Origin of the sequence: Oceanicella sp. SM1341 (assembly GCF_003448965.1) — a bacterium.
In the GTDB taxonomy this organism is placed as follows: Bacteria; Pseudomonadota; Alphaproteobacteria; order Rhodobacterales; family Rhodobacteraceae; genus Paroceanicella.
On record NZ_QRGC01000014.1, the window covers coordinates 1 to 23,385 of the forward strand.

The 23,385-nt window shown below is 72.2% G+C and carries 21 protein-coding genes; 18 read left to right on the forward strand and 3 right to left on the reverse strand.

The genetic code is table 11. The annotated features are described in order from the left end of the window. The 12 genes from D3P35_RS13745 to D3P35_RS13800 form a co-directional block, all read left to right on the forward strand. The coding region (locus D3P35_RS13745; RefSeq protein ID WP_118135313.1) for a DUF2927 domain-containing protein at positions 1–526 on the forward strand (526 nt) is incomplete at its 5' end. Between the two features lie 37 nt (positions 527–563). After that, entirely contained in the window at positions 564–1,448 is an 885-nt protein-coding gene (locus tag D3P35_RS13750) for a DUF2927 domain-containing protein (protein ID WP_157982146.1), read from the forward strand. An 11-nt stretch (positions 1,449–1,459) separates the two neighbouring features. Continuing rightward, the gene (locus D3P35_RS13755; RefSeq protein ID WP_118135315.1) at positions 1,460–2,287 is read left to right on the forward strand and encodes a hypothetical protein; all 828 of its coding nucleotides are present in this window, start codon (positions 1,460–1,462) and stop codon (positions 2,285–2,287) included. Between the two features lie 21 nt (positions 2,288–2,308). Then, positions 2,309–3,151 (forward strand): hypothetical protein, encoded by an 843-nt coding sequence (locus tag D3P35_RS13760; RefSeq protein WP_118135316.1) that lies wholly within the window; start codon positions 2,309–2,311, stop codon positions 3,149–3,151. A 228-nt stretch (positions 3,152–3,379) separates the two neighbouring features. Continuing rightward, the gene (locus D3P35_RS13765; protein WP_118135317.1) at positions 3,380–4,945 is read left to right on the forward strand and encodes a 2-isopropylmalate synthase; all 1,566 of its coding nucleotides are present in this window, start codon (positions 3,380–3,382) and stop codon (positions 4,943–4,945) included. A gap of 449 nt (positions 4,946–5,394) precedes the next feature. Beyond that, positions 5,395–6,432: a rod shape-determining protein gene (locus D3P35_RS13770; protein WP_118135318.1), complete on the forward strand. Its 1,038-nt coding sequence runs from the start codon at positions 5,395–5,397 to the stop codon at positions 6,430–6,432. 54 nt (positions 6,433–6,486) lie between these two features. Further along, positions 6,487–7,398 (forward strand): rod shape-determining protein MreC, encoded by a 912-nt coding sequence (gene mreC / locus D3P35_RS13775; RefSeq protein WP_118135319.1) that lies wholly within the window; start codon positions 6,487–6,489, stop codon positions 7,396–7,398. Further along, entirely contained in the window at positions 7,395–7,922 is a 528-nt protein-coding gene (mreD, locus tag D3P35_RS13780) for a rod shape-determining protein MreD (protein WP_118135320.1), read from the forward strand. Before mreC ends, mreD begins: the two co-directional genes overlap by 4 nt. Next, positions 7,919–9,856, forward strand: coding sequence for a penicillin-binding protein 2 (mrdA, locus tag D3P35_RS13785; RefSeq protein ID WP_118135321.1), 1,938 nt, complete (start codon positions 7,919–7,921; stop codon positions 9,854–9,856). The genes mreD and mrdA overlap by 4 nt, the downstream gene beginning before the upstream one ends. Before the next feature lie 15 nt (positions 9,857–9,871). Continuing rightward, positions 9,872–11,011: a rod shape-determining protein RodA gene (gene rodA, locus D3P35_RS13790; protein ID WP_118135322.1), complete on the forward strand. Its 1,140-nt coding sequence runs from the start codon at positions 9,872–9,874 to the stop codon at positions 11,009–11,011. A gap of 32 nt (positions 11,012–11,043) precedes the next feature. Then, positions 11,044–11,976 (forward strand): glyoxylate/hydroxypyruvate reductase A, encoded by a 933-nt coding sequence (locus tag D3P35_RS13795; protein ID WP_118135323.1) that lies wholly within the window; start codon positions 11,044–11,046, stop codon positions 11,974–11,976. A 4-nt stretch (positions 11,977–11,980) separates the two neighbouring features. After that, entirely contained in the window at positions 11,981–12,979 is a 999-nt protein-coding gene (locus tag D3P35_RS13800; protein WP_118135324.1) for a P1 family peptidase, read from the forward strand. A 973-nt stretch (positions 12,980–13,952) separates the two neighbouring features. Here the strand turns inward: D3P35_RS13800 and D3P35_RS13805 are convergent. Next, positions 13,953–15,125, reverse strand: coding sequence for a M20 aminoacylase family protein (locus D3P35_RS13805; protein ID WP_118135325.1), 1,173 nt, complete (start codon positions 15,123–15,125; stop codon positions 13,953–13,955). 131 nt (positions 15,126–15,256) lie between these two features. Between D3P35_RS13805 and mazG the strand changes: the two genes are divergently transcribed. The 6 genes from mazG to D3P35_RS13835 all read left to right on the forward strand — a co-directional run bounded on the left by mazG (position 15,257) and on the right by D3P35_RS13835 (position 21,022). Further along, on the forward strand, positions 15,257–16,171 hold the full coding sequence (gene mazG / locus D3P35_RS13810; RefSeq protein ID WP_118135326.1) for a nucleoside triphosphate pyrophosphohydrolase: 915 nt from the start codon (positions 15,257–15,259) through the stop codon (positions 16,169–16,171). Between the two features lie 179 nt (positions 16,172–16,350). Then, positions 16,351–17,352, forward strand: coding sequence for a Fe(3+) ABC transporter substrate-binding protein (locus D3P35_RS13815; RefSeq protein ID WP_118135327.1), 1,002 nt, complete (start codon positions 16,351–16,353; stop codon positions 17,350–17,352). A gap of 470 nt (positions 17,353–17,822) precedes the next feature. After that, complete coding sequence (locus tag D3P35_RS13820; protein WP_118135328.1) at positions 17,823–18,254, forward strand: Fur family transcriptional regulator; 432 nt, start codon at positions 17,823–17,825, stop codon at positions 18,252–18,254. After that, positions 18,251–19,528, forward strand: coding sequence for a phosphopyruvate hydratase (gene eno / locus D3P35_RS13825; RefSeq protein ID WP_118135329.1), 1,278 nt, complete (start codon positions 18,251–18,253; stop codon positions 19,526–19,528). The genes D3P35_RS13820 and eno overlap by 4 nt, the downstream gene beginning before the upstream one ends. Before the next feature lie 254 nt (positions 19,529–19,782). Next, on the forward strand, positions 19,783–20,205 hold the full coding sequence (locus tag D3P35_RS13830; protein WP_118135330.1) for a cupin domain-containing protein: 423 nt from the start codon (positions 19,783–19,785) through the stop codon (positions 20,203–20,205). A gap of 178 nt (positions 20,206–20,383) precedes the next feature. After that, a complete protein-coding gene (locus D3P35_RS13835) occupies positions 20,384–21,022 on the forward strand; it encodes a thiamine phosphate synthase (protein WP_118135331.1) in 639 nt (212 codons plus the stop codon). Between the two features lie 719 nt (positions 21,023–21,741). On the opposite strand, the gene D3P35_RS13840 is transcribed toward D3P35_RS13835, so the two are convergent. Both D3P35_RS13840 and D3P35_RS13845 read right to left on the reverse strand, forming a co-directional pair. Next, entirely contained in the window at positions 21,742–22,578 is an 837-nt protein-coding gene (locus D3P35_RS13840; RefSeq protein WP_118135332.1) for a 1-acyl-sn-glycerol-3-phosphate acyltransferase, read from the reverse strand. After that, positions 22,575–23,363 (reverse strand): GNAT family N-acetyltransferase, encoded by a 789-nt coding sequence (locus D3P35_RS13845; RefSeq protein ID WP_118135333.1) that lies wholly within the window; start codon positions 23,361–23,363, stop codon positions 22,575–22,577. The genes D3P35_RS13840 and D3P35_RS13845 overlap by 4 nt, the downstream gene beginning before the upstream one ends. Positions 23,364–23,385 lie beyond the last annotated feature (22 nt).

Consider the following 23,385-nt stretch of genomic DNA (forward strand, 5'->3'; position numbering starts at 1 on the left):
CGCCACGGGCCGCGCCATCACCGTCACGGCGGCGCGGGATGCCCCGGGCCCGCCCGCGCCGGGCACGCTGCAGGTGCGCTTCGCCGACGCCCCCGCCCGCCGGGCGCTGGCCGACCGTCTCGCCCCCCGTCTCGGCGAGGGCGGCCGGCTGGTGCCGGCCCTGCGCGCCGACCCGCCGCCCTCGCCCTGCCTGTTCTGGCCGGTGCTCACCGGGGAGGGGCGGATCTCGGCCGCGCTGGTGGTGATCGCCGCCGAGACCGCCGGCCTCGTGCGCCTCGCCTGCATCCACGAGGAGGTCACCCAGGCGCTCGGCCTGTTCAACGACGGCCCCGGCGTGCGTCCCTCGCTCTTCAACGACGACCAGGAATTCGCCCTGCTCACGCGGCATGACGCGGCTCTGCTCGCCATGCTATACGATACGCATCTCCATCCGGGGCAGCCCGCATCCGCGGTGCGCCCGTTCCTGCCCGCTGCCGCCGACCGCGCCCTCGCTTCCGGGGCCGCGGCCATTCCCTCGGCCGACTGAGTGTCGGCCCACGCTCTTTCTGCCCGGGTTCATTGCCGTGAAATCTGTTGTTCTTGCCGCTGCCTGCCTGCTCGTCCTCTCCGGCTGCGAACGCCCGCTGGAGACGCAGTACCGCGAGCTGGGAAACCTGCTCTCCTCCACCAACCGCATGCGCACCGACTACGACCCCACCGATGCGCCGGTGACCCGCGACATGCTGGTGCGCGACTTCGAGACCATCGCCCTCTACTACGAGCACGGCACCGACGACGAGGGCAACGACATCGGCCCCGTGCCCACGCCGCTCGAGCGCTGGGAGCAGCCGGTACGGGTGCGGCTGATCTTCGACCACGATGCCGAGCGCCCCGAGATCGAGGAGACCATGCGCTGGACGCGCGACTTCACCGCCCGCCTCACCAGGCTCAGCGGCGTGCCGATCACCGTCACCGGCTCGGGCCCCGAGGGGCTGGAGCCGGGCGACATGATCGTGTTGTTCTACCATGACGAGAGCCGGGCCGCGTTGGCCGATGCGCTGCGCAGCTCGGAGGACGGCTCGGACAACCGCGTCTCCATCGGCATCCGCGACACGCCGGCCGAGGAGATCTGCTTCTTCTGGCCCGTCGCCGATGACGAGACGCACGAGCTGAAGAACGTGCTGATGATCATGAAGTCGGAGACGCGCGACCTGATGCGGCTCTCGTGCATCCACGAGGAGCTCACCCAGGCCATGGGCCTCTACAACGATGACGACGACGTGCGCCCCTCGCTGTTCAACGACGACGAGGAGTTCGCCCTGCTCACCCGGCATGACGCGCTGCTGCTGCGCATGCTCTACGACCCCGCGCTCACCCCCGGCATGAGTGCGGAGGAGGTGCGCCCGCTGCTGCCCGCCGTGGCCGACCGCGCCCTTGCCGCCGACGCGGCCGCCCCCTACCAGCCCTGAGGACCCCCGCCATGCGCCTGCGCCTCCTCGCCATCGTGCCGCTGCTCGCCGCCTGCGCCGGCGCCCCGCCCGCCACCGGGCCGAAGGTGGCCGTCTTCGACGGCGCCCGCATGCTGACCGCCACGCTGACGCACACCGCCGCAACCCCGCCAGCGATGGACTGGGCCGGGCCCACGGTCTCCGACACGCTTCCCGCAGGCCCGCCGCTCGCTGCCACACTCGCGGCGGCGGCGGCCGCCGGCCCGGCGGACATGTACTGGGCCGGGCGGCCGGTGCTGCAGGTGATCTCGCCCGCCGGCCCCCGCCCGCAGGACCTCGCCCGCCTCACCTGGCGCGCCGATGCCTTCCTCGACGCGGCCGGGCTCGACACCCCGGCCAGCCCGCCCGCAGCCCTGCGGGTGCTCATCCTGCCGCCCGGGGAACTGGCCCGCAGGCTCGCCGCCGTGCCCGCCCCGGACCCGGCAACCGAGCACCCGGGCGCCCGCGCCCTCTCGCTCGGCTGCTTCGCCGGGGCGCAGGCCGGGGCTCAGGGGGGGGCGGATCCCGCCGTGCTCACCGGCGCCGAGGTCTGGGTCTCCGACGCCCTGCGCCAGCCCCAGCGCGACAATTGCCTCGACCTCGCCCTGCTGAGCGCGCTCGACGGCCGGGCCGCACGGGCCGGCGGCATGATCGGCGTGAGCCCGAACCGGGACTTCGCGATACTGGACACCACGTCGCTCATCATGAACCATGACCCCGCGCTGCGCGCCGCGCGCACCCCCGAAGCCCGACGCGCCGCCTTGATCACGGCCGGGAAGCGGGCCCTCGACATCGCGGTCGCCGACCCCCGCCTGTACTGACCATCTGAAAGACTGCGCCTCATGCCCCTCTCGCTGCCCCACCTGCTCCCCGGCCTCGCCCTTGCCCTCGCGCTCGCCGCCTGCACCGACCCGAACGGGCCCGAACGCTCGGATGCGCTCATCGTGCGCAGCGCGCCGGGCACGGATGCGGCGGAGGCCGCGCAGTCCGCCCCGCCCGCCACGCCGGAGGAGGCCTTCGAGCGTGGGGTCTTCCTCACCGACCAGCCGGAGGCGGCGCGCAAGGCCCCGGTCGTCACCCGCTGGGAACGGCGCCCGGAGGCCTTCGTGCTCGACCTCACCGGCCCCGAGATGCCCCTGCCCGAAGACGTGGCCGCCCTCGCCGAGGCGGGCGCGCATTACCTGCCGATGACCGGGCTCGCGCCCGGCACCGCTGACGGCCCGCCCGCCGAGATCCGCATGATCATCACCCCGCCCGAGACCGTGGCCCGCATGGCCGAGCGGCTCTTCGGCCCCGGCATGGCGGCGCTGCGCCGCGAGGGCGAGGCGCCGGACGCGCTGAGCTGCTTTGCAAACCTCGTCTTCGACACCTCCCGGCCCGGGGTGATCGCGGGGGCGGCCGTGGTCGTCTCCGGCGCGCTCGGTGCCGAGCGGCGGGCGAACTGCTTCCGCCTCGGCATGCTCCTCGCGCTGCGCCCCAGCGCGAGCTTCGTGGACGGGGCGGAGGACTTCTCCCTCGACACGCCCCCCTCCCGCGCGCAGGAGGTGCAGCTGCGCATGCTCTACGACCCCGCGCTCGCCCCCGGCATGACGCTGGAGCAGGCAAGGCCGCTGCTGCCCGCCGTGGCCGCGCGCGCCCTGCTCGCCGACCGCGCGGCGCATGGCGGCACGCCGGCGCTGCCCTGAGCCGAAACTTTCGGAGATTCCGGCTTTCAATCGGCGGGAGAGGCGCTATACTTGCCGCCCATGAGACATGATCGGAACAGCATTCTGACGGCCTGCGGTGCATCCTGCGCCCTCCCGCTTGCTGCCCTTCTCCTCCTTAGCCGCCCCTGAGCGTGCCGGGACGTCGGCGCGCGCGCTCAGGGGTATCCGGATCGCGCCGCACCACCCGGACCTAAGGACCATCTCCAGATGACCAGCACCACCCCTTCCAAGCAGGACCGCGTCCTGATCTTCGACACCACCCTGCGTGACGGCGAACAGTCGCCCGGCGCGTCGATGACCCACGAGGAGAAGCTCGCCATCGCCGAGTTGCTCGACGAAATGGGCGTCGACATCATCGAGGCCGGCTTCCCCATCGCCTCCGAGGGCGATTTCGAGGCGGTCTCCGACATCGCGCGGCTGGCCAAGCGCTCGGTGATCTGCGGCCTCGCCCGCGCCTCCATCGGCGACATCGACCGCTGCTGGGAGGCCGTGCGCCACGCGAAGCGCCCGCGTATCCACACCTTCATCGGCACCTCGCCCCTGCACCGCGAGCACCAGCTCTCGATGAGCAAGGAACAGGTGCTGGAGAAGATCGCCGCCACCGTCTCCCACGCGCGCAACCTGTGCGAGGACATCCAGTGGTCGCCCATGGACGCGACCCGCACGGAAGAGGACTTCCTCTGCCAGTCGATCGAGACCGCGGTGAAGGCCGGTGCGACCACCATCAACATCCCCGACACCGTGGGCTACACCGCGCCGGGCGAGAGCGCGCAGATCATCCGCATGCTGCTCGAGCGGGTGCCCGGCCTCGACAAATGCGTGATCGCCACCCACTGCCACAACGACCTCGGCATGGCGACGGCCAACGCGCTGGCCGCGGTGGAGGCCGGTGCCCGGCAGATCGAGTGCACCATCAACGGCCTGGGCGAGCGCGCCGGCAACACGGCGCTGGAAGAGGTGGTGATGGCGCTGCGCGTGCGCAACGACATCATGCCCTACAACACCGGCGTCGACAGCACCCGGCTGATGCAGGCGAGCCGCATGGTCGCCTCCGCCGCCGGTTTCCCGGTGCAGTTCAACAAGGCGATCGTGGGCAAGAACGCCTTCGCCCACGAGAGCGGCATCCACCAGGACGGCATGCTGAAACACGCCGGCACCTTCGAGATCATGCGCCCGGCCGACGTGGGGCTGAACGCCACCGCGCTGGTGCTGGGCAAGCACTCGGGCCGGCACGCGCTGAAGAACAAGCTCAAGGAGCTGGGCTACGAGCTGGGTGACAACCAGCTCTCGGACGTGTTCGTGCGCTTCAAGGCGCTGGCCGACCGCAAGAAGGAGGTCTACGACGAGGACCTGGTGGCGCTGATGGAGGTGGAGGCCTCCTCGGCGGCCAACGAGCGCATCCGGGTGAAGTCCCTGCGCGTGGTCTGCGGCACCGAGGGGCCCCAGACCGCCGACCTCGTGCTGGAGATCGACGGCACCGACCACGAGACCCATGCCACCGGCGACGGCCCGGTCGACGCCGCGTTCAACGCGGTGAAGGCACTGGTGCCGCACACGGGCGCGACGCTGCAGCTCTACCAGGTGCATGCCGTCACCGAGGGCACCGACGCCCAGGCCACCGTGACCGTGCGGCTGGAGGAGGACGGCAAGATCGCCTCCGGCCAGTCCGCCGACACCGACACCGTGGTCGCCTCCACCAAGGCCTATGTGAACGCGCTCAACAAGCTCATCGTGCGGCGCAAGAAATCCGCGCCCCAGGCCATGAGCGCCTGAGCGGAGGCCGCGAGGCCCCGGGGCAGGCCCGGGGCGCGTTTTCGCGGGGTGGCCTCCGGGCCGCCCCGTTTTCGTGTCCGGGCGCGGCGCGCTGAGCGCACCCGGACCTGAACGGGCCGCGGCCCGGATATCGCGCGGGCCGGCGCGGGTCCGCCCCGCTTCCCGCGCCGCCTCGCCCCCGGGCGGGCCGGCTCCTGCCATGCCGGGGCCTGCCGGGGAGGGGCGCGGGCAAGCATCCGCCGGCCTTCGGCGGGGTTTCGCCGGTCCCGCCGCGGCCCTTGCGCCGCCCCGGGCGCACCGCCCGCCATTTTGTCGCAGGTGCGGCGCATCCGGTCCGGAATCGCCCTTTACGCCACTCCGTCACCCCTCCTATAAGGGTGCGCGCGAGAAGCCGCGGCACGCGGCCGCTTAGAGGCGTATCGGCAGAACTCAAGGAAACCGGGGAAGCGATGTTTGGACTATCGGGTGTATTCTCGTCTGATATGGCGATCGACCTCGGGACAGCGAACACACTGATCTACGTGAAGGGCAAGGGCATCGTGCTGAACGAGCCCTCCGTCGTGGCCTACCACGTGCGCGGCGGCCGCAAGGAAGTGCTCGCCGTGGGCGAGGACGCGAAGCTCATGCTCGGCCGCACCCCCGGCTCCATCGAGGCGATCCGGCCCATGCGCGACGGCGTGATCGCCGATTTCGACGTGGCCGAGGAAATGATCAAGCATTTCATCAGGAAGGTCCGCAAGGCGGGCACCTTCTCCAAGCCCAAGGTGATCGTCTGCGTGCCGCATGGCGCCACCCCGGTGGAGAAGCGGGCCATCCGCGAGAGCGTGCTCTCGGCCGGGGCGCGCAAGGCGGGGCTGATCGCCGAGCCCATCGCCGCGGCCATCGGTGCGGGCATGCCGATCACCGATCCCACCGGCTCGATGGTGGTCGACATCGGCGGCGGCACCACCGAGGTGGCGGTGCTCTCGCTGGGCGACATCGTCTATGCCCGCTCGGTGCGCGTGGGCGGTGACCGGATGGACGAGGCGATCATCAGCTACCTGCGCCGGCAGCACAACATCCTGGTGGGCGAGTCGACCGCGGAGCGAATCAAGACCTCCATCGGCACCGCCCGCATGCCGGAGGACGGCCGGGGCCTGACGATGGAGATCCGCGGCCGCGACCTGCTCAACGGCGTGCCGAAGGAAACCGAGATCACCCAGGTGCAGATCGCCGAGGCGCTGTCGGAGACCGTGCAGCAGATCTGCGAAGCGGTGATGACGGCGCTGGAGGCCACGCCCCCGGACCTCGCGGCCGACATCGTCGACCGCGGCGTGATGCTCACCGGCGGCGGCGCGCTGCTCGGCGACCTCGACATGGCGCTGCGCGAGCAGACCGGCCTCGCCATCACCGTGGCCGATGCGGCGCTCGACTGCGTGGCGCTCGGCACCGGCAAGGCGCTGGAATTCGAGAAACAACTGGTGCACGTTATCGATTACGGCGTGTAAGCCCGGCGGGCAGCCGCCCGGCGCACGCCTGACGGAACGGGCAAGGGGACCGGATTGGCCTCAAACCGCGAAACCGTACCCAGCTTCGGGCGCACCTTCCGCCAGATCCTGCTGGCGGTGCTGGCCGCCGTCTGCGTGGCGCTCTTCGCGCTCTGGCGCATCGACAGCCCGCGCGTGGAGCGGCTGCGCATGGCGCTGATCGACACCGTCGCCCCCTCCATCGAATGGTCCTCCACCCCCTTCGCGGGGCTGGTGCGCATGGCGGAGGACTTCCAGTCCTACTCCCGCGTCTACGAGCAGAACGAGGAGCTGCGCCGCGAGCTGCAGCGCCTGCGCGGCTGGCGCGAGGCCGCCGTGCAGCTCGAGCAGGAGAACGCCCGGCTGCGCGCGCTCAACAACGTCCACCTCTCGCCCCGGCTCGCCTTCGTCACCGGCGAGGTGGTGGCGGATTCGGGGGGGCCCTTCCTGCAGTCCGCCCTCCTGAACATCGGCGAGCGCGACGGCGTGGAGGACGGCTCCGCCGCGGTGGACGGGCTGGGCCTCGTCGGCCGGGTGTCGGGCGTGGGGCGCGACACGGCGCGGGTGATCTTCCTCACCGACGCGAACTCCCGCGTGCCGGTGATCGTGAAACCCTCCGGCCGGCGCGCCATCATCTCGGGCGACAACACCGACGCCCCGCGGCTCGACTTCCTCGAATCGGTTGACCAGATCAGCCCCGGTGACCGGGTGGTGACCTCGGGCGACGGCGGCATCTTCCCGCCCGACCTGCTGGTGGGCCAGGTGGTGACCCTGCAGAACGGCACCGTGCGCGTGCGCCTCGCGGCGGATTACCGGCGGCTCGAGTTCCTGCGCGTGCTGCGCTTCGCGCCGCCGCCGCGCATCGAGGGCCCGGGCGGGCTGATCCTGCCCGGCGGGCCCATCGCCCTGCCCGAGCTGCCCGACCTCTCGCAGGACGTGACGCAATGAGCAGCCGGGAGAGCACGCGCACCTGGGCAGGCATGGTGGCGCTGCCGCTGGTCTCGGCGCTGGGGCTCCTGATCTCGCTCGCGCCGGTGGGGCTCTCGGCCACCGACATGCCGATGCCCGACCTCGTCTACCTGCCGATCGCGGTCTGGCTCATCCGCCGGCCGGAGGCGGCGCCGCTGCTGCTGGTCTTCGCCATCGGCCTCGCGGCGGACCTGCTGCGCGGCGGGCCGCTGGGCATCGGCGTGCTGGGGCTGATCGGGGCGGGCGAGCTGCTGCGCCGCATGTCCGAGGGGCTGGTGCGCGGGCCCTTCATGATGGAATGGCTGGTGGCGGGCGGGCTGTTCATCGGGCTGCTCGCCTTCCAGTGCGTGGCGCTCTGGCTCACCTTCTCGCCGCGCCCGGCCTTCGGCCTGTTGTGGCAGCATGCCGCCGGCACCGTGCTGCTCTACCCGCTCGTCGCTTTCGCGCTGCGCCCGCTCACCGGCCCGCGCGGCCGGGCTTCGGCAGAGAGGAGCCTCGCATGAGCCGCCTGCAGTTCCAGAAGAAGGACGGCCCGCGCATCTCGCGCCGCGGGCTGCTGCTGCTGGGCGGCCAGCTCGGCGTGGTGGGCGTGCTGGGCTGGCGCATGCGCCAGCTCCAGGTGGAGAACTCCGAGCGCTACCGCCTGCTGGCCGAGGAAAACCGCATCAACATGCGGCTCATCCCCCCCGCCCGCGGCCTGATCTTCGACCGCGAGGGCCGCGCGCTGGCGGTCAACCGGCAGAACTACCGCATCGTGATGATCCGCGAGCAGGCCGGCGACCCCGAGGAGGCGCTCGACCGCCTCTCCCGGCTCATCGACATCCCCGAGGCCCAGCGCGCAAGGGTGCTCAAGGAGGCGCGCCAGAAGAGCGCCTTCGTGCCCGTGACCGTGGCCGAGCACCTCAACTACGCCGAGTTCGCCCGGGTCTCGGCCAACAGCCCCGCCCTGCCCGGCATCATCCCCGAGGTGGGCCTGTCGCGCTTCTACCCGGAGCGCGAGGCGACCTCGCACCTGGTGGGCTACGTGGGCCCGGTCTCCGAGCGCGACCTGCAGGAGCAGGAAGACCCCGACCCGCTGCTGCAGATCCCGCGGTTCCAGATCGGCAAGACCGGGGTGGAGAAGCTCGACGAGGGCCAGCTGCGCGGCCATGCCGGCCTGAGCCGCATCGAGGTGAACTCGGTGGGCCGGGTGATGCGCGAGCTCGACCGCACCGAGGGCACCGCCGGCGCCAACCTCCAGCTCACCATCGACCTCGGCCTGCAGAACTTCGCCCTGCAGCGCCTCGCCGGCCAGAGCGCCGCGGCCGTGGTGATCGACGTGCAGACGGGCGATCTGATGGCCATGGCCTCGGCGCCGGGCTTCGACCCCAACCTCTTCGTCTTCGGCATCTCCTCGGCCAACTGGAGCGGGCTGCTGAACGACCCCTACCGCCCGCTCTCCAACAAGTCGGTCTCCGGCGCCTATCCGCCGGGCTCGACCTTCAAGATGACCGTGGCGCTCGCCGCCCTCGCCGACGGCGTGACCAATCCGAACGAGACGGTCTACTGCCCGGGCTACATGGAGGTGGGCAACCGCCGCTTCCACTGCTGGCGCCGCGGCGGGCACGGCCATATGAACATGCATGACGGGCTGAAGCATTCCTGCGACGTCTATTTCTACGAGATGGCCCGGCGCGTGGGCATCGACAAGATCTCCCACATGGCCAACCGGCTGGGCATCGGCGTGCGCCACGAGCTGCCGCTGCCGGCGATCTCCGAGGGGCTCACCCCCACGCGGGAGTGGAAGCAGCGCACCCAGAACCAGGCCTGGCTGGTGGGCGATTCGATCAACGCCGGCATCGGCCAGGGCTACGTGCTCGCCACGCCCCTGCAGCTCGCGGTGATGAGCGCGCGCGTGGCCACCGGCCGCGCCGTGGTGCCCCGGCTGATCCGCGGCGTGGACAGCAAGCTCATCCCGCCCGAGGAGGCGCCCGATCTCGGCATCGACCCCCGCCACCTCGCCGCGGTGCGCGGCGGCATGAACGGCGTGGTGAACGAGCGCCACGGCACCGGCTGGGGCTCGCGCATCGTCGACGACGCGATGGCCATGGCCGGCAAGTCCGGCACCAGCCAGGTGCGCCAGATCACCGCCGAGGAGCGCCGCATGGGCGTGTTCCGCAACGAGGACCTGCCCTGGAACCGGCGCGACCACGCGCTCTTCGTGGCCTATGCCCCGGTGAAGGCGCCGCGCTACGCGGTGTCGGTGATCGTGGAGCACGGCGGCGGCGGCTCCTCCGTGGCCGCCCCGATCTGCCGCGACCTGCTGCTGCAGGCGCTCTACAAGGGCCCGCCGCCGCTCAGCGCCTACCCCGCCTCCGACCGCGAGGAGATCGAGCAGCGCCGCGCGCTGGAGCCGGAGGCGCCGCAGGCGCGCGCCCCCGCGCAGGACCGGGCCTGAGGAGGGCGACACGCGATGAGCTTCGTGCCACCACCGGGCAGCCGCATCCCCTCCGGGCCGGCCAAGATCCTCTACTTCCACTGGGGCATCGCGGTGTTGCTGGCCGCGGTGGCGGGCGTGGGCTTCCTGATGCTGTTCTCGGTGGCCGGCGGCTCGCTCGAGCCCTGGTCCCAGCGCCAGATGATGCGCTTCGGCGCCGGGTTCACGCTGATGCTGGTCATCGCGATGGTCCACATCCGCTTCTGGCGCAGCATGGCGATACCGGCCTATCTCGGCTCGCTCGCGCTGCTGGTGGCGGTGGAATTCATCGGCCATGTCGGCATGGGTGCCCAGCGCTGGATCAACCTCGGCTTCTTCCAGCTCCAGCCCTCGGAGGTGATGAAGATCGCCCTCGTGATGGTGCTGGCCCGCTACTACGACTGGCTCGACCCCGAGAAGGTATCCCGCCCGCTCTGGGTGATCCCGCCGATCATCCTCACGCTCCTGCCCATGGGGCTGGTGCTGATGCAGCCCGACCTCGGCACCGCTCTGCTGCTGGGCATCGGCGCGGCGGTGGTGATGTTCCTCGCGGGCGTCAGCCTGTGGTACTTCGGCACCGCCGCCCTCGGCGCCTGCGCCGTGGTCTTCACCGTGATGACCAGCCAGGGCACCGAGTGGCAGCTGCTGAAGGACTACCAGTTCCGCCGCATCTCCACCTTCCTCGACCCCTCGTCCGACCCGCTGGGTGCCGGCTACCACATCACCCAGTCCACCATCGCCATGGGCTCGGGCGGGCTCACCGGCCGGGGCTTCATGCAGGGCACCCAGAGCCGGCTGAACTTCCTGCCCGAGAAGCACACCGACTTCATCTTCACCACCCTGTCGGAGGAGTTCGGCTTCGTGGGCTCGGTCTCGCTGCTCGGGCTCTACACCCTGCTGATCGCGCTCGGCACCCTCTCCGCCCTCACCAACCGCGACCGGTTCGGCTCGCTGCTCACCGGCGGCATCACCGCCACCTTCTTCCTCTACTTCGCCATCAACATGGCGATGGTGATGGGGCTGGCGCCGGTGGTCGGCGTGCCGCTGCCCCTCGTCTCCTACGGCGGCTCGGCCATGCTGGTGCTGATGGGGGCCTTCGGGCTCCTGCAGTCGGCGCATGTCCACAAGCCGCGCTGACATCCCCTCCTCCCAAGCTTCAAGGACCTCCCGTGATCCGTGCACTTCTCGCCGCCCCGCAGCGCTACTGGCCCGAATGGTCGCCCCACCTCGCCTCCGCCTTCGAGGCGGCCGGGCTCGAGGTCGAGCTCGCCCCCGAGGCCGATGGCGGCGCCTATGACTACGTCATCTACGCCCCCGGCGGCGCGCTGTCGGATTTCTCCACCGTGCCGGGCGTGAAGGCGGTGTTCAGCCTCTGGGCGGGGGTCGAGAAGATCGTCGGCAACCCCACGCTCACCATGCCGCTCACCCGCATGGTCGACCCCGGCCTCGTCGAGGGCATGGTGGAGTTCGTCACCGGCCACGTGCTGCGCCACCACCTCGGGATGGACGCGCATATCCACGGCCAGGACGGCACGTGGCGCAACGCCGTGGTGCCGCCGCTGGCCCGCCACCGCAAGGTGTCGGTGCTCGGGCTCGGCCAGCTCGGCGGCGCCTGCGCCCGGGCGCTCGCGGCGCTCAACTTCGACGTGGTGGGCTGGAGCCGCCGCCCCAAGACGCTCGACGGTGTCACCTGCCTCTCCGGCGACGACGGGCTGGAGGAGGCGCTGGCCCGCGCCGAAATCCTCGTGCTGCTGCTGCCCCTCACCCCGTCGACCGAGAACCTGCTCGACGCGAAGCGCCTCGCCACCCTGCCGAAGGGCGCCTGCATCGTGAACCCCGGCCGCGGCCCGCTGATCGACGATGACGCCCTGCTCGCGGCGCTCGCCTCCGGCGCCCTCGGCCACGCCACGCTCGACGTGTTCCGCCAGGAGCCGCTGCCGCCCGAGCACCCGTTCTGGGCCGCGAAGGGCGTGACGGTGACCCCGCACATCGCCTCCGCCACCCGGCCCGAGACCGCGGCACACGTGGTGGCCGAGAACATGCGCCGCGCCGAGGCGGGCGAGCCGCTCCTGCATCTCGTCGACCGCTCGGCCGGCTACTGAGCCCATGCGCCCCGGCCCGCTGAACCTGATCACCGACGTGCCCGGCATCGCGCTCGGCAATGCCGAGGCGCCGGAGTACGGCACCGGCACCACGGTGATCCTGCCGGACAGGCGGGCCGTGGCGGCGGCGGACGTGCGCGGCGGCGGCCCCGGCACGCGCGAGATCTCCGCCATCGAGGCCGACGCGCTGAACGAGCTCGCCGACGCGGTGGTGCTCTCCGGCGGCTCCGCCTGGGGGCTGGAGGCGGCGTCGGGCACGATGGAATGGCTGCGCGACGCGGGCCGCGGCCTCGCGGTGGCGGGCTCCCTCGTGCCCATCGTGCCCTCGGCCATCCTCTTCGACCTGCCCCGCCGGCGCGACCCCTCGGGGGCGGGCGAGGCCCTGCCCTACCGCAGTCTCGGCCGGGCGGCGGCGGCGGCGGCGGGCCCCGGCGCCTTCGCCCTCGGCACCGTCGGCGCGGGCTTCGGCGCCGCCACGGCCGGGCTGAAGGGCGGTCTCGGCTCCGCCTCGCTGGTCTGGGAGCGCGAGGGCGCGGCCCCGCTCACCGTGGGCGCGGTCGTGGCGGTGAACGCCCTCGGCTCCGCCCTGATCCCCGGCACGAAGGCCTTCCTCGCCGCCCCCTGGGAGATCGGGGCCGAATTCGGCGGCATCCCCATGCCGCCCCGCGCGCCCCGGCCCACGGCCATCCCCTCCAAGCGCCCGGTGCCCGGCGCGAACACCACCATCGCCGCCGTGGCCACCGACGCCGCCCTCACCAAGCCGCAGGCCCGCCGCCTCGCGATCATGGCGCAGGACGGGCTCTCCCGCGCGCTGCACCCGGCGCACACGCCCTTCGACGGCGACACGGTCTTCGCCCTCTCCACCGGCCGCGAACCGGGCACCGACGCCGAGACGCTCTACATCCTCGGCACCATGGCCGCGACCTGCCTCTCCCGCGCCATCGCCCGAGGCGTCTATGAGGCCACCGCAATCGACACCCTCCCCGCCTGGCGCGATCTCTGAGCCGAACGAGGCTCCCCCCGAAGCGCCCCCCGCCGCGCGGCACGCGCGGCCCGGCCCAAACCGCAGGAGACGCGCCCGAAGGGCGGGTCGACGGAGGACGGGAGCGCCCCCGCCCGCCGAAGACCTGCGGCCGGGGCTCTCCCGCGATGCGCCCACCTGTCGGTGACCGCCCCTTTGGGCCGGGCCGGGTGCTGCGCACCCGGCGCCCGCGCTCGGGAGCCCACAGCACTGCGGAACGCACGCAGGATGCGTGCCCGTCGGTCGCGGAGAACATGCCCGGCATAAGGGGGGGCTCGCACCATGACCCTGCCCTCACCGCCTCGGCGAGGGCGATGCCGACCGCAGGGCGCGGGACGGAGCAGCACGACCGTCGGGCGGGCAGGATCCCGGGCGGAGCCCTCCTGCGACACGGCCACCTGTCGGTGTCCGTGTCCTTGGGCCGGGCCGGATGCTGCGCATCCGGCGCCCGCACCCATGCCTCATGTCACCGAAGATTGAACAGCGGTGACACGCCGCGACAGTCGGTCACCGCCCGGCACGCCTGCTGCCTGCTGCCTGCTGCCTGCTGAACATGCGTCCCGGCCCCTCCTTTCAGACAAAGCAACGACAGCCCCACCCCTTCCGCCCGGGCGACCAGCCCAGGCCGCGCCCGACCCTCCCCCCGGGAGGGCGCGATGGCGATGCTGCTTGCCGCACAACCCTCGTCCGGAGCTTTCGGGATAAACCGCCGACCAAAGGCGTGGTCCGCGCCCACCCAGGGTCGGACGCGGCCCTCAGCACTGTGCTCAGCTGCTGCGCGCCCGGTGTCCCGCTGCCGCTCGGCCACCCCCTCACCCCCGGTCGGGCGAGCCGGGGCCGCCGGCCCGCACCGCGGGCCGGCACGGCCCAACGCGGAGGCGACGGCCGCGCTCAGCGCGGGTGTCAACGGAGGGGCGGGAGGCCTCCCCAGCCCCCGCGCCGGGGGGGGCGTCCCTCAGCCGGCCGGCATCGCGGTTTCGGCCAGCTTCGCCCAGTAGGTGGCGCCGAGGGGGATGATGTCGTCGTTGAAATCATAGTCCGGGTGATGCACGCCCGCCGTGTCGCCCTGGCCGATGAACACGAAGTTGCCCGGCCGCGCCTCGAGCATGTAGGCGAAATCCTCGCCGCCCATCACCGGGGTCGCGTCGGTGCGCACCTTGTCCTCGCCCACCACCGTGCGCGCCACCGAGGCGGCGAACTCGGTCTCGGCCTCGTGGTTCACCACCACCGGGTAGCCGCGGCGGTAGTCGATCTCCACCTCGCAGTCATGCGCCGCGGCGATGCCCAGCGCCACGCCGCGCATGCGCTGCTCGGCCAGCTCGCGCACCTCGTCGGTGAGGGTGCGCACCGTGCCGGAGATGGTCACGTCGCCCGGGATCACGTTATGCGCCGTGCCGCCGATGAACTTGGTCACCGAGATCACCAGGCTCTCCAGCGGGTCGAGGTTGCGCGAGACGATGGTCTGGAAGGCCGAGACCATCTGCACCGCGCACTGGATCGGGTCGCGCCCCTCGTGCGGCTTTGCGGCATGCGCCCCCTTGCCGACGATCCTGAAATCGAACTGGTCGGCCGCCGCCATCACCGGGCCGGGCCGGGTCCAGAACGAGCCCTCCGGGAAGCCCGGCCAGTTGTGCATGCCGTAGACCTCGTTGATGCCGAAGCGCTCCATCATGCCGTCGTCGACCATCTCCTTGCCGCCGCCGCCGCCCTCCTCGGCCGGCTGGAAGATCACGGCAACCGCACCGTCGAAATTCCGCGTCTCGGCCATGTACTTGGCAGCGCCCAGCAGCATGGCGGTGTGGCCGTCGTGGCCGCAGGCATGCATCACCCCGGGGTTGGTCGACTTGTGCGGCACGTCCGTGCGCCGCTCGGTGATGGGCAGGGCGTCCATGTCGGCGCGCATGCCGATCACCTTGCCCGAGCCGCTCGCCTTGCCGCGGATCAGCCCCACCACGCCGGTGCGCCCGATGCCCTCCACCACCTCGTCGCAGCCGAACTCGCGCAGCTTCTGCGCCACGAAGGCCGAGGTCTTGTGGGTGTCGAACAGCAGTTCCGGGTTCGCGTGCAGGTGGCGTCGCCACTCGGTGATCTCGGGGTGGAACTCTGCGATGCGGTTGATGACGGGCATGGACCTCTCCTGAAGTTGGTGACACATCAAAGCCGCCCCGCCGCAGTGCGTCAATCGCCAAGCGCCCCCCTTGATCCCGGCCCGGATCCCGCCCATCAAGGGCGGGCCCGCAGCCCGGAGGAGAGCGCCCCATGACCGTCCGAAATTCCCAGCCCCGGCCCCCGCTTGCCCGCGCCGCCTCCGAGGCGCTGGTGCATGACACGGCCGCCGGCCTGCCGCGGCTGCTGGAGATCATGCGCCGCCTGCGCGACCCCGAGGACGGCTGCCCCTGGGACCTCGAGCAGGATTTCCGCTCCATCGCGCCCTACACGGTGGAGGAGGCCTACGAGGTGGCCGAGGCGATCGAGAGCGGTGACCGGGCGGAGCTGTGCTCCGAGCTCGGCGACCTGCTGCTGCAGACCGTCTACCACGCCCGCATGGCCGAGGAGGAGGGCAGCTTCACCTTCGAGGACGTGGTGCGCGCGGTCTCCGACAAGATGGTCCGCCGCCACCCGCATGTCTTCGGCGATGCCGCGGGCGCGCGCACGCCCGAGCAGCAGACCGCGGACTGGGAGCGCATCAAGGCCGCCGAGCGCGCGGGCAAGCCCGCCCGGGCGCCGAGCGCGCTCGACGGCGTGGCGGTCACCCTGCCCGGGCTCACCCGCGCGGTGAAACTGCAGAACCGCGCCGCCCGCGTGGGGTTCGACTGGCCCGACGCCTCGCATGTGCTCGACAAGATCGTCGAGGAAGCGCGCGAGCTCGCCGAGGCCGACAGTGCCGCCGACCGCGAGGAGGAATACGGCGACCTGCTCTTCGTGATGGCCAATCTCGGCCGCCACCTCGGGCTCGACCCCGAGGCCGCCATGCGCCGGGTGAACGCGAAGTTCGAGCGGCGCTTCCGCGGTGTGGAGCAGAGGCTCGCCGCCGAGGGCCGCACCCCGGCCGAGGCCGGGCTCGCCGCGATGGACGCGCACTGGGATGCGATCAAGGCCGAGGAGAAGGCCGCGAAGGCCGGCGCGCAGCCCGCGGCAGAAGACCGCGCCCGCAGCGACACCGGCCGCGCGTGAGGCGTGCTTCCCGCCGCGCAAGCACGCTAGGCGGTCGATACATGGCGCGATCGGCCCGTGGCCCCGGGCCCGCCCCTTCCCGCCATCCTCCCCGAGTGTTTTGATCAGGCATTGACCGGGCGCGCGGCGCTGGCCTAATGCGGGGTACGAAATAACGAGTCATCCGGGAGGACCCGCTCATGAAACGCCTCGCCCTTGCCGCCGGCCTCACGCTTGCGGCCTTTCCTGCCCTCGCGCAGGAGGTCAACGTCTACTCCACCCGCGAACCCAGCCTCATCGACCCGCTCTTCGAGCGCTTCACCGAGGAAACCGGCATCGCGGTGAATGTCGTCTTCATCGACAAGGGCCTGATCGAGCGCCTGCGCGCCGAGGGCGACCGCACCCCCGCCGACCTGGTGCTGACGGTGGACATCGCCAACCTCTCCGCCGTGGTCGAGGCCGGGGTCACCCAGCCCGTCGAGAGCGAGGTCATCGCCGCCAACATCCCCGCCGCGTTCCGCGACGAGGGCAACCAGTGGTTCGGCCTCACCGCCCGCTCGCGCGTGGTCTATGCCTCCAAGGAGCGCGTGGAAGAGGGCGCGGTCACCAGCTACGAGGACCTCGCCGACCCGAAATGGCAGGGCAGGCTCTGCACCCGCTCGGGCATGCACAACTACAACATCGCGCTGATCTCGGCCTATGTCGCCCATCACGGGGCGGAGGCGGCCGAGGAATGGGTGCAGGGGCTGAAGGCCAACCTCGCCCGCAAGCCGCAGGGCAACGACCGCGCCCAGGTGAAGGCGATCTGGGCCGGCGAATGCGACATCGCGCTCGGCAACACCTATTACATGGGCCTGATGCTCAACGACGAGGAGCAGAAGGAATGGGCCGCGTCGGTGAACGTGGTCTACCCGGTGTTCGAGGGCGGCGGCGCCCACATGAACGTCTCCGGCGTGGCGATGACCGCCGCGGCGCCCAACCGCGACAACGCGCTGAAGCTGATGGAATTCCTCACCACCGAGGAGGCCCAGCACCTCTACGCCGAGCTCAACTACGAGTTCCCGCTGAAAGAGGGCGTGGAGTTCTCCGAGACCGTGGCGGCCTGGGGCGAGTTCGAGCCCGACTCGATCCCCCTCACCGAGGTGGCCTCCCACCGCGCCGAGGCCCTGCGCATCGTCGAGCGCACCGGCTACGACGAGTGACACCCGCCGCCCCGGCCCCGGGGCGGCCCTCTCCCCGCCGCCTCCCCTCCCGAGGGGGGCGGCACCGCGCCAGAGCCGTTCCCGCACCGCGCGGAGCGCCCGTCAGGGCCGCGCTGCGCCGGCGCCCGGGCCACCCCCCCGCACGCAGGCGAGACGGTCACCGCGGGATCCCGGCCTTCGCCCTGCCCCCGGCGCCAGCCGCCTCCGGGCCCCGCCTGCGCCCATATCCCGGCCCGATACGCCGCCCGGCATGGCCCCCGCCGTACCCTGACCGCCCGGCAGGATGCCCCTCCCCCGCACCGGCGCCACCCGGGCCCGGCCCGCGGCACCGCCGGCATGATCCGCCGCCGAGCCTTCCGGCAGGACGCCCGTGCCACCTCCGCCCGGCCCGCGGCCCCTCCCCGGTCCGCGGGGGCTTTTCCACGCGCCGCCTTTGGGGTACCAGAGGTCCGGAACAGGCGGAGACGGGGATGGCCGGTCGCAACATCATCGAGCGGTGCGAGAGCATCGGCCTGCGCATGACAGGGCAGCGCCGGGTGATCGCGCAGGTGCTCGAGGCGGCACAGGACCATCCGGACGTCGAGGAACTCTACCGCCGGGCGTCGGACATCGACGCCAACATCTCCCTTGCCACCGTCTATCGCACGGTGAAGCTCTTCGAGGAGGCCAGCATTCTCGACAAGCTGGAGTTCGGCGACGGCCGGGCCCGCTACGAGGATGCCGAGCGCGACCACCACGACCACCTGATCGACATCTCCACCGGCGAGGTGATCGAATTCGTGGACGAGGAAATCGAGGCGCTTCAGAAACGCGTGGCGGAACGGCTCGGATACGATCTCCGCGGGCACCGGCTGGAACTGTTCGGCGTCCCGCTCAAAACGCCTGGGAAGGACACTACATGACGGCAATCATCGACATCACCGGCCGCGAGATCCTCGACAGCCGGGGCAACCCGACGGTCGAGGTCGACATCCTGCTCGAGGACGGCTCCCTCGGCCGCGCCGCGGTGCCCTCCGGCGCCTCCACCGGCGCGCATGAGGCGGTCGAGCTGCGCGACGGCGACAAGTCCCGCTTCCTCGGCAAGGGCGTGACCAGGGCGGTCGCGGCGGTGAACGGCGAGATCGCCGAGGCGCTGATCGGCATGGATGTCACCCTGCAGACCGAGCTCGACCAGGTGATGATCGACCTCGACGGCACCGAGAACAAGGGCCGGCTGGGCGCCAACGCCATCCTCGGCGTGTCGCTCGCTGCCGCCAAGGCCGCGGCCGAGACCGTGGGCCTGCCGCTCTACCGCTACGTGGGCGGCCCCTCGGCGCGCACCCTGCCGGTGCCGATGATGAACATCATCAACGGCGGCGAGCACGCGGACAACCCGATCGACATCCAGGAATTCATGATCATGCCCGTGGCGGCAGAGACCATGCGCGACGCGATCCGCATGGGCTCGGAGATCTTCCACACCCTCAAGAAGGAGCTCTCCGCCGCCGGCCACAACACCGGCATCGGCGACGAGGGCGGCTTCGCGCCGAACCTCTCCTCGGCCGCCGAGGCGCTCGACTTCATCATGAAGTCGGTGGAGAAGGCCGGCTACAAGCCCGGCGAGGAGGTCTACCTCGCCCTCGACTGCGCCGCGACCGAGTACTACCGGAGCGGCAAGTACGACATGAAGGGCGAGGGCAAGGTGATGTCGGCGGAGGAGAACGCCGCCTACCTCGCCAACCTGGTCGACACCTACCCGATCATCTCCATCGAGGACGGCATGTCCGAGGATGACTGGGCCGGCTGGAAGCTGCTCACCGACAAGATCGGCAACCGCTGCCAGCTCGTCGGCGACGACCTGTTCGTGACCAACTCGAAGCGCCTCGCGGACGGCATCAGGCAGGGCGTGGGCAACTCGATCCTGGTGAAGGTCAACCAGATCGGCTCGCTCACCGAGACGCTGGAAGCGGTCGAGATGGCGCACCGCGCGCGCTACACCTCGGTGATGTCGCACCGCTCGGGCGAGACCGAGGACGCGACCATCGCTGATCTCGCGGTGGCGACCAACTGCGGCCAGATCAAGACCGGCTCGCTGTCGCGCTCCGACCGGCTGGCGAAGTACAACCAGCTGATCCGCATCGAGGAAGAGCTGGGCACGGCGGCGATCTACGCCGGCCGCTCGATCCTGCGCGGCTGAAGCCGCGCCTGAGCGGGGCGGGCCCGCGCGGCCGCAAGACGCTGCGCGGCCCCGGCTGCGCACCGGAGGAAGGCGGGCCCCGCCCGCCTTCCGACACCAGGGGAACGGCCCGGAACGGGCCTCCGCATCCCTCCGGGCACGGCGCGGGGGAAAAACGTCCCTCGGGGGCATCGAGCCCCCTTCGGGCCGTCGCGGCCCGGCCGGAGCGCGGGGCCCCCGGCGCAGCTCGTGCCGCGAAGACAGGGAGCACCACCATGCAGGACGCAGGCGACATCATCCGCAGCCTCGGGCTCGAGCCGCACCCGGAAGGCGGCTGGTATCGGGAGACCTGGCGCGCCGTGGCCCCCGAGGGCGTGCGCCCCTCCGGCACCGCGATCCACTTCCTGCTCGAGGCCGACCAGCGCTCGCACTGGCACCGGGTGGACGCGACGGAGATCTGGCTCTGGCATGCCGGCCACCCGCTCACCCTCTCCATCGACGACACGGACCATGTCCTGGGCCCCGACCTCGCGGCCGGCGAGGCCCCGCAGCTCATCGTGCCCGCCGGCGCCTGGCAGGCGGCGGTGCCGCTGGGCGGCTGGGTGCTGGTGAGCTGCATCGTCTCGCCGGGCTTCGACTTCGCCGGCTTCGACCTCGCGCCGCCGGGCTGGGTGCCGCCGGGCCGCAGCCCGGAGTGAGCGGGCGACGCGCCCGGGCCGGGCCGCGCACTCCCGGAGGTGGCCCGGCGTGGGGCCGTCCGGCCAGCCTGCCCTGTCGCGCGCCGCGGCCATGAGCCCCCGGCCTGCCGCGGGGATTGAGCATTCCGCCCGGCCGCGCTATCACCCCGACCCGAAGCCCATCCCGGAGCCACGCCCCATGTCCGACGTCGAAGACCCGCCAGCACCGCCGCAGATCTACCTCGTCACCCCGCCGCGGATCGAGCTCGGCAGTTTCTCGCCGCGCCTCGCCGAGGTGCTGGACCGTGTCGAGATCGCCTGCCTGCGCATCTCCCTCGCCGAGACCGACGAGGACGAGATCCGCCGCGCCGCCGACACGCTGCGCGAGCTCGCCCATGCCCGTGACGTGGCGGTAACCATCGAGACGCATTTCCGGCTGGTGGAGCCGCTGGGCCTCGACGGCGTGCACCTGATGGACGCCTCGCGCTCGGTGCGCGACGTGCGCAAGGTGCTCGGCCCGGACCGGATCATCGGCGCCTGGTGCGGCAGCTCGCGCCATGCCGGCATGACCGCGGCGGAGATCGGCGCGGATTACGTCTCCTTCGGGCCCTTCGGCGACCAGGGCAGCCTCGGCGCCGGCAAGCTCGCCGACCCGGACCTGATCCGCTGGTGGTCGGAGATGATCGAGACCCCCTCGGTGGCCGAGGGCGGCATCACCCCCGAGCTGGTGGCCGAGCTGGGCTTCGCCGCCGATTTCTACGCCCTCGGGGCGGAGATCTGGGCCCATCCGGACGGGCCGGTCGCCGCCATCCGCGCGCTGAACCTGCCCGCGGCCTGAGCCCGGCAGCACACCGCCTGCCACGCGGGGGGAAACACGTCCCTCGGGGGCATCGAGCCCCCTTCGGGCCGTCGCGGCCCCGCCCGCGCGCGACGGCCACGCGGCGGGTCCCGCACGAACGCAGCACCGCCGATCCAGCGCCGGGAGACAGCCGCGGTGGCCAGGCGGGAACCGTGCCTCGCAGGGCCAGCCAGGCGGGCGCGCCCGGCACCCGCCGCCGGGGCGCCTCCCACGGCACCAGCAACCACCAGTCCCAGCACGGCTGCTGCAATCACGGAATCCGGCGCAGCGTCGGCAGCCGATGGGCCGCGCACGGCGCGGGCGGGCGAGGGGCCGGCGCCGCACTCGCAGGGACGGAGCGCCGTACGGCACCAGCCACCGCGAGGCCCGGCACGGCCCCCGCAGTCACGCGATCCGGCGCAGCGTCGGCAATCGAAGGATGGCACAGGGCGCGGGTGGTCGAGGGGCCGACGCCGCAGCCGGCAGTCACGGAACGCCGTACGGCACCCGCCATCGCCAGGCCCCGCACCGCTTGCCCGTCACCGTCACCGTCACCGGATCCGGCACCGCGTTGGCGCCCGAAGCATGGCGCGGCGCCGGGAGACAGCCGGGGCGCCTTGCATGACATCCGCTCCCCCGACGCCAACTGCCGCCCAGCGCCACCGATGCGGCGGCGTGGCGGGCGGCACGATGGGCGGAAGCGCGGCCGGCCGGGGGGCTCAGGCCTCGACGGCGGGGGGCAGGTCGGCGCGGGCGCGGGCCATGCCCTCGGAGACCTGCTCGCCGCAGATGCGGGCAAGGGCCTTGCGGTCGGTGAAATCGGCGGCGCGGTGCGGCGGGTGGAACACCACCTGCACCCGCCCGCCGTGCGAGAGGCACATGATGTCCCACATGTGGCGGCCGAAATCCATGTCGCCCCACCAGCCGTAGAGCATCGCCGGCGCGCCGGGCGCGGGCTGGTAGATCACCGAGACCGGCTGCACCCAGACCGCGTCCTGCAGCAGCGGGTCGAGGAAGACGGCGAAGAGCGAGCTCTTGAACGGCAGCACCCGCAACCCGTCGGTGCTGGTGCCCTCGGGGAAGAAGCACAGGAGCTGGCCGGAGGTGATGCGGGCGCGCATCTCCTCGGTCTGGCGCCGGGCGGCGGACTGGCGGCGCTCGATGAACAGCGTGCCGGTGGCGGCCGCGAGCCAGCCGATGCCGGGCCAGCTGCGCACCTCGGACTTGGAGACGAAGTTCACCGGCGCCGCCGCCATCAGGGTGAAGATGTCGATCCAGCTCGAATGGTTGGCCACCAGTGCCCCGCCATGCGGCATGCGCGCCCCGCTCACCACCAGCCGCAGCCCGCAGAGCCACAGCGCGGTGCGCGCCCAGAGCACCCGCACCGCGCGGTGGCCGGCGCCGCCGGCGATCCGGCTGAGCCCGCGCGCGGCGAGGTAGGCGAGGAACAGCACCAGCGTGACCAGCGCCAGGGCGACGAGGCGCAACGCCCCCGTGACCCGCCCCGGCACGCTCGCGGAGGGGTAGACCGGCGGCGCCTCGGCCTTCCATGTCATTCGAGGATTCCTTCGGTTCGGCCGTAGTAGTCGCGGTAGCGGGCCTGCATGCGCCCGGTGTCCATCACCAGGCAGACATCCACGGTGTTGAACGCGTGGTCGCAATAGGCGCCATCGCCCACGAAGCCGCCCAGCCGCAGGTAGGCCTTGATGAGCGAGGGCACGGCGAGCATGGCGCGCTTGTGGTCGATGCGCTCGCGCGGGATGCGGTTCATCTCCACGTAATGCTCCGGCAGGGTGCGCACGCGCAGGTCCGGCGGGGCGAGGTGGTTCTGCCAGAGCATGGACAGCGGCTCGGCGAGCGGCTCGGGGTCGGCGCCGTGGAAGCTCGCCACGCCGAACAGGATCTCGACATCGTTGCGGATCACGTATTCGCCCACCGCCGACCAGAGCAGGTGCATGGCAAGGCCGCCGCGGTAATCGGGGTGGACGCAGGAGCGGCCCAGCTCCACCGAGGCGCGCGGGCCGTCGAGAAGCAGGCTCAGGTCGTACTCGGACTGGCCGTAGAAGCCCGGGCCGCTGCGCGCCACGTCGGAGCGCATCAGCCGGTAGGCGCCCACCACGCGGTCGAGCGGGTCTTCCGGGCGGGCGGCCTCGTCGATCAGGATCAGGTGGTCGAAATAGGCGTCGAACGCATCACGCTCCAGGCGCAGCGCCGCGTCCTCGGGGCTGGCATGGGCCCCCATCTCCTCGACGAAGACACGGTAGCGCAGCCGCTGGGCGGCCGCCACGTCCTCGGGCGAGGACGCGATCCTGATCGTGAAGGTGTTCTGGTCCCGACGCATTCTACCCCGTTTCTGGCCTACC

Bases quoted from the DNA above. Each gene is read 5' to 3' on its own strand.
- D3P35_RS13845 (WP_118135333.1), bottom strand. From the start codon at position 23,363: ATGCGTCGGGACCAGAACACCTTCACGATCAGGATCGCGTCCTCGCCC.
- eno (WP_118135329.1), top strand. From the start codon at position 18,251: ATGACGGCAATCATCGACATCACCGGCCGCGAGATCCTCGACAGCCGG.
- D3P35_RS13760 (WP_118135316.1), top strand. From the start codon at position 2,309: ATGCCCCTCTCGCTGCCCCACCTGCTCCCCGGCCTCGCCCTTGCCCTC.
- mrdA (WP_118135321.1), top strand. From the start codon at position 7,919: ATGAGCCGCCTGCAGTTCCAGAAGAAGGACGGCCCGCGCATCTCGCGC.
- D3P35_RS13805 (WP_118135325.1), bottom strand. From the start codon at position 15,125: ATGCCCGTCATCAACCGCATCGCAGAGTTCCACCCCGAGATCACCGAG.
- D3P35_RS13755 (WP_118135315.1), top strand. From the start codon at position 1,460: ATGCGCCTGCGCCTCCTCGCCATCGTGCCGCTGCTCGCCGCCTGCGCC.
- rodA (WP_118135322.1), top strand. From the start codon at position 9,872: ATGAGCTTCGTGCCACCACCGGGCAGCCGCATCCCCTCCGGGCCGGCC.
- mreD (WP_118135320.1), top strand. From the start codon at position 7,395: ATGAGCAGCCGGGAGAGCACGCGCACCTGGGCAGGCATGGTGGCGCTG.
- D3P35_RS13800 (WP_118135324.1), top strand. From the start codon at position 11,981: ATGCGCCCCGGCCCGCTGAACCTGATCACCGACGTGCCCGGCATCGCG.
- D3P35_RS13770 (WP_118135318.1), top strand. From the start codon at position 5,395: ATGTTTGGACTATCGGGTGTATTCTCGTCTGATATGGCGATCGACCTC.
- D3P35_RS13835 (WP_118135331.1), top strand. From the start codon at position 20,384: ATGTCCGACGTCGAAGACCCGCCAGCACCGCCGCAGATCTACCTCGTC.
- D3P35_RS13820 (WP_118135328.1), top strand. From the start codon at position 17,823: ATGGCCGGTCGCAACATCATCGAGCGGTGCGAGAGCATCGGCCTGCGC.
- D3P35_RS13815 (WP_118135327.1), top strand. From the start codon at position 16,351: ATGAAACGCCTCGCCCTTGCCGCCGGCCTCACGCTTGCGGCCTTTCCT.
- mazG (WP_118135326.1), top strand. From the start codon at position 15,257: ATGACCGTCCGAAATTCCCAGCCCCGGCCCCCGCTTGCCCGCGCCGCC.
- D3P35_RS13840 (WP_118135332.1), bottom strand. From the start codon at position 22,578: ATGACATGGAAGGCCGAGGCGCCGCCGGTCTACCCCTCCGCGAGCGTG.
- D3P35_RS13830 (WP_118135330.1), top strand. From the start codon at position 19,783: ATGCAGGACGCAGGCGACATCATCCGCAGCCTCGGGCTCGAGCCGCAC.
- D3P35_RS13765 (WP_118135317.1), top strand. From the start codon at position 3,380: ATGACCAGCACCACCCCTTCCAAGCAGGACCGCGTCCTGATCTTCGAC.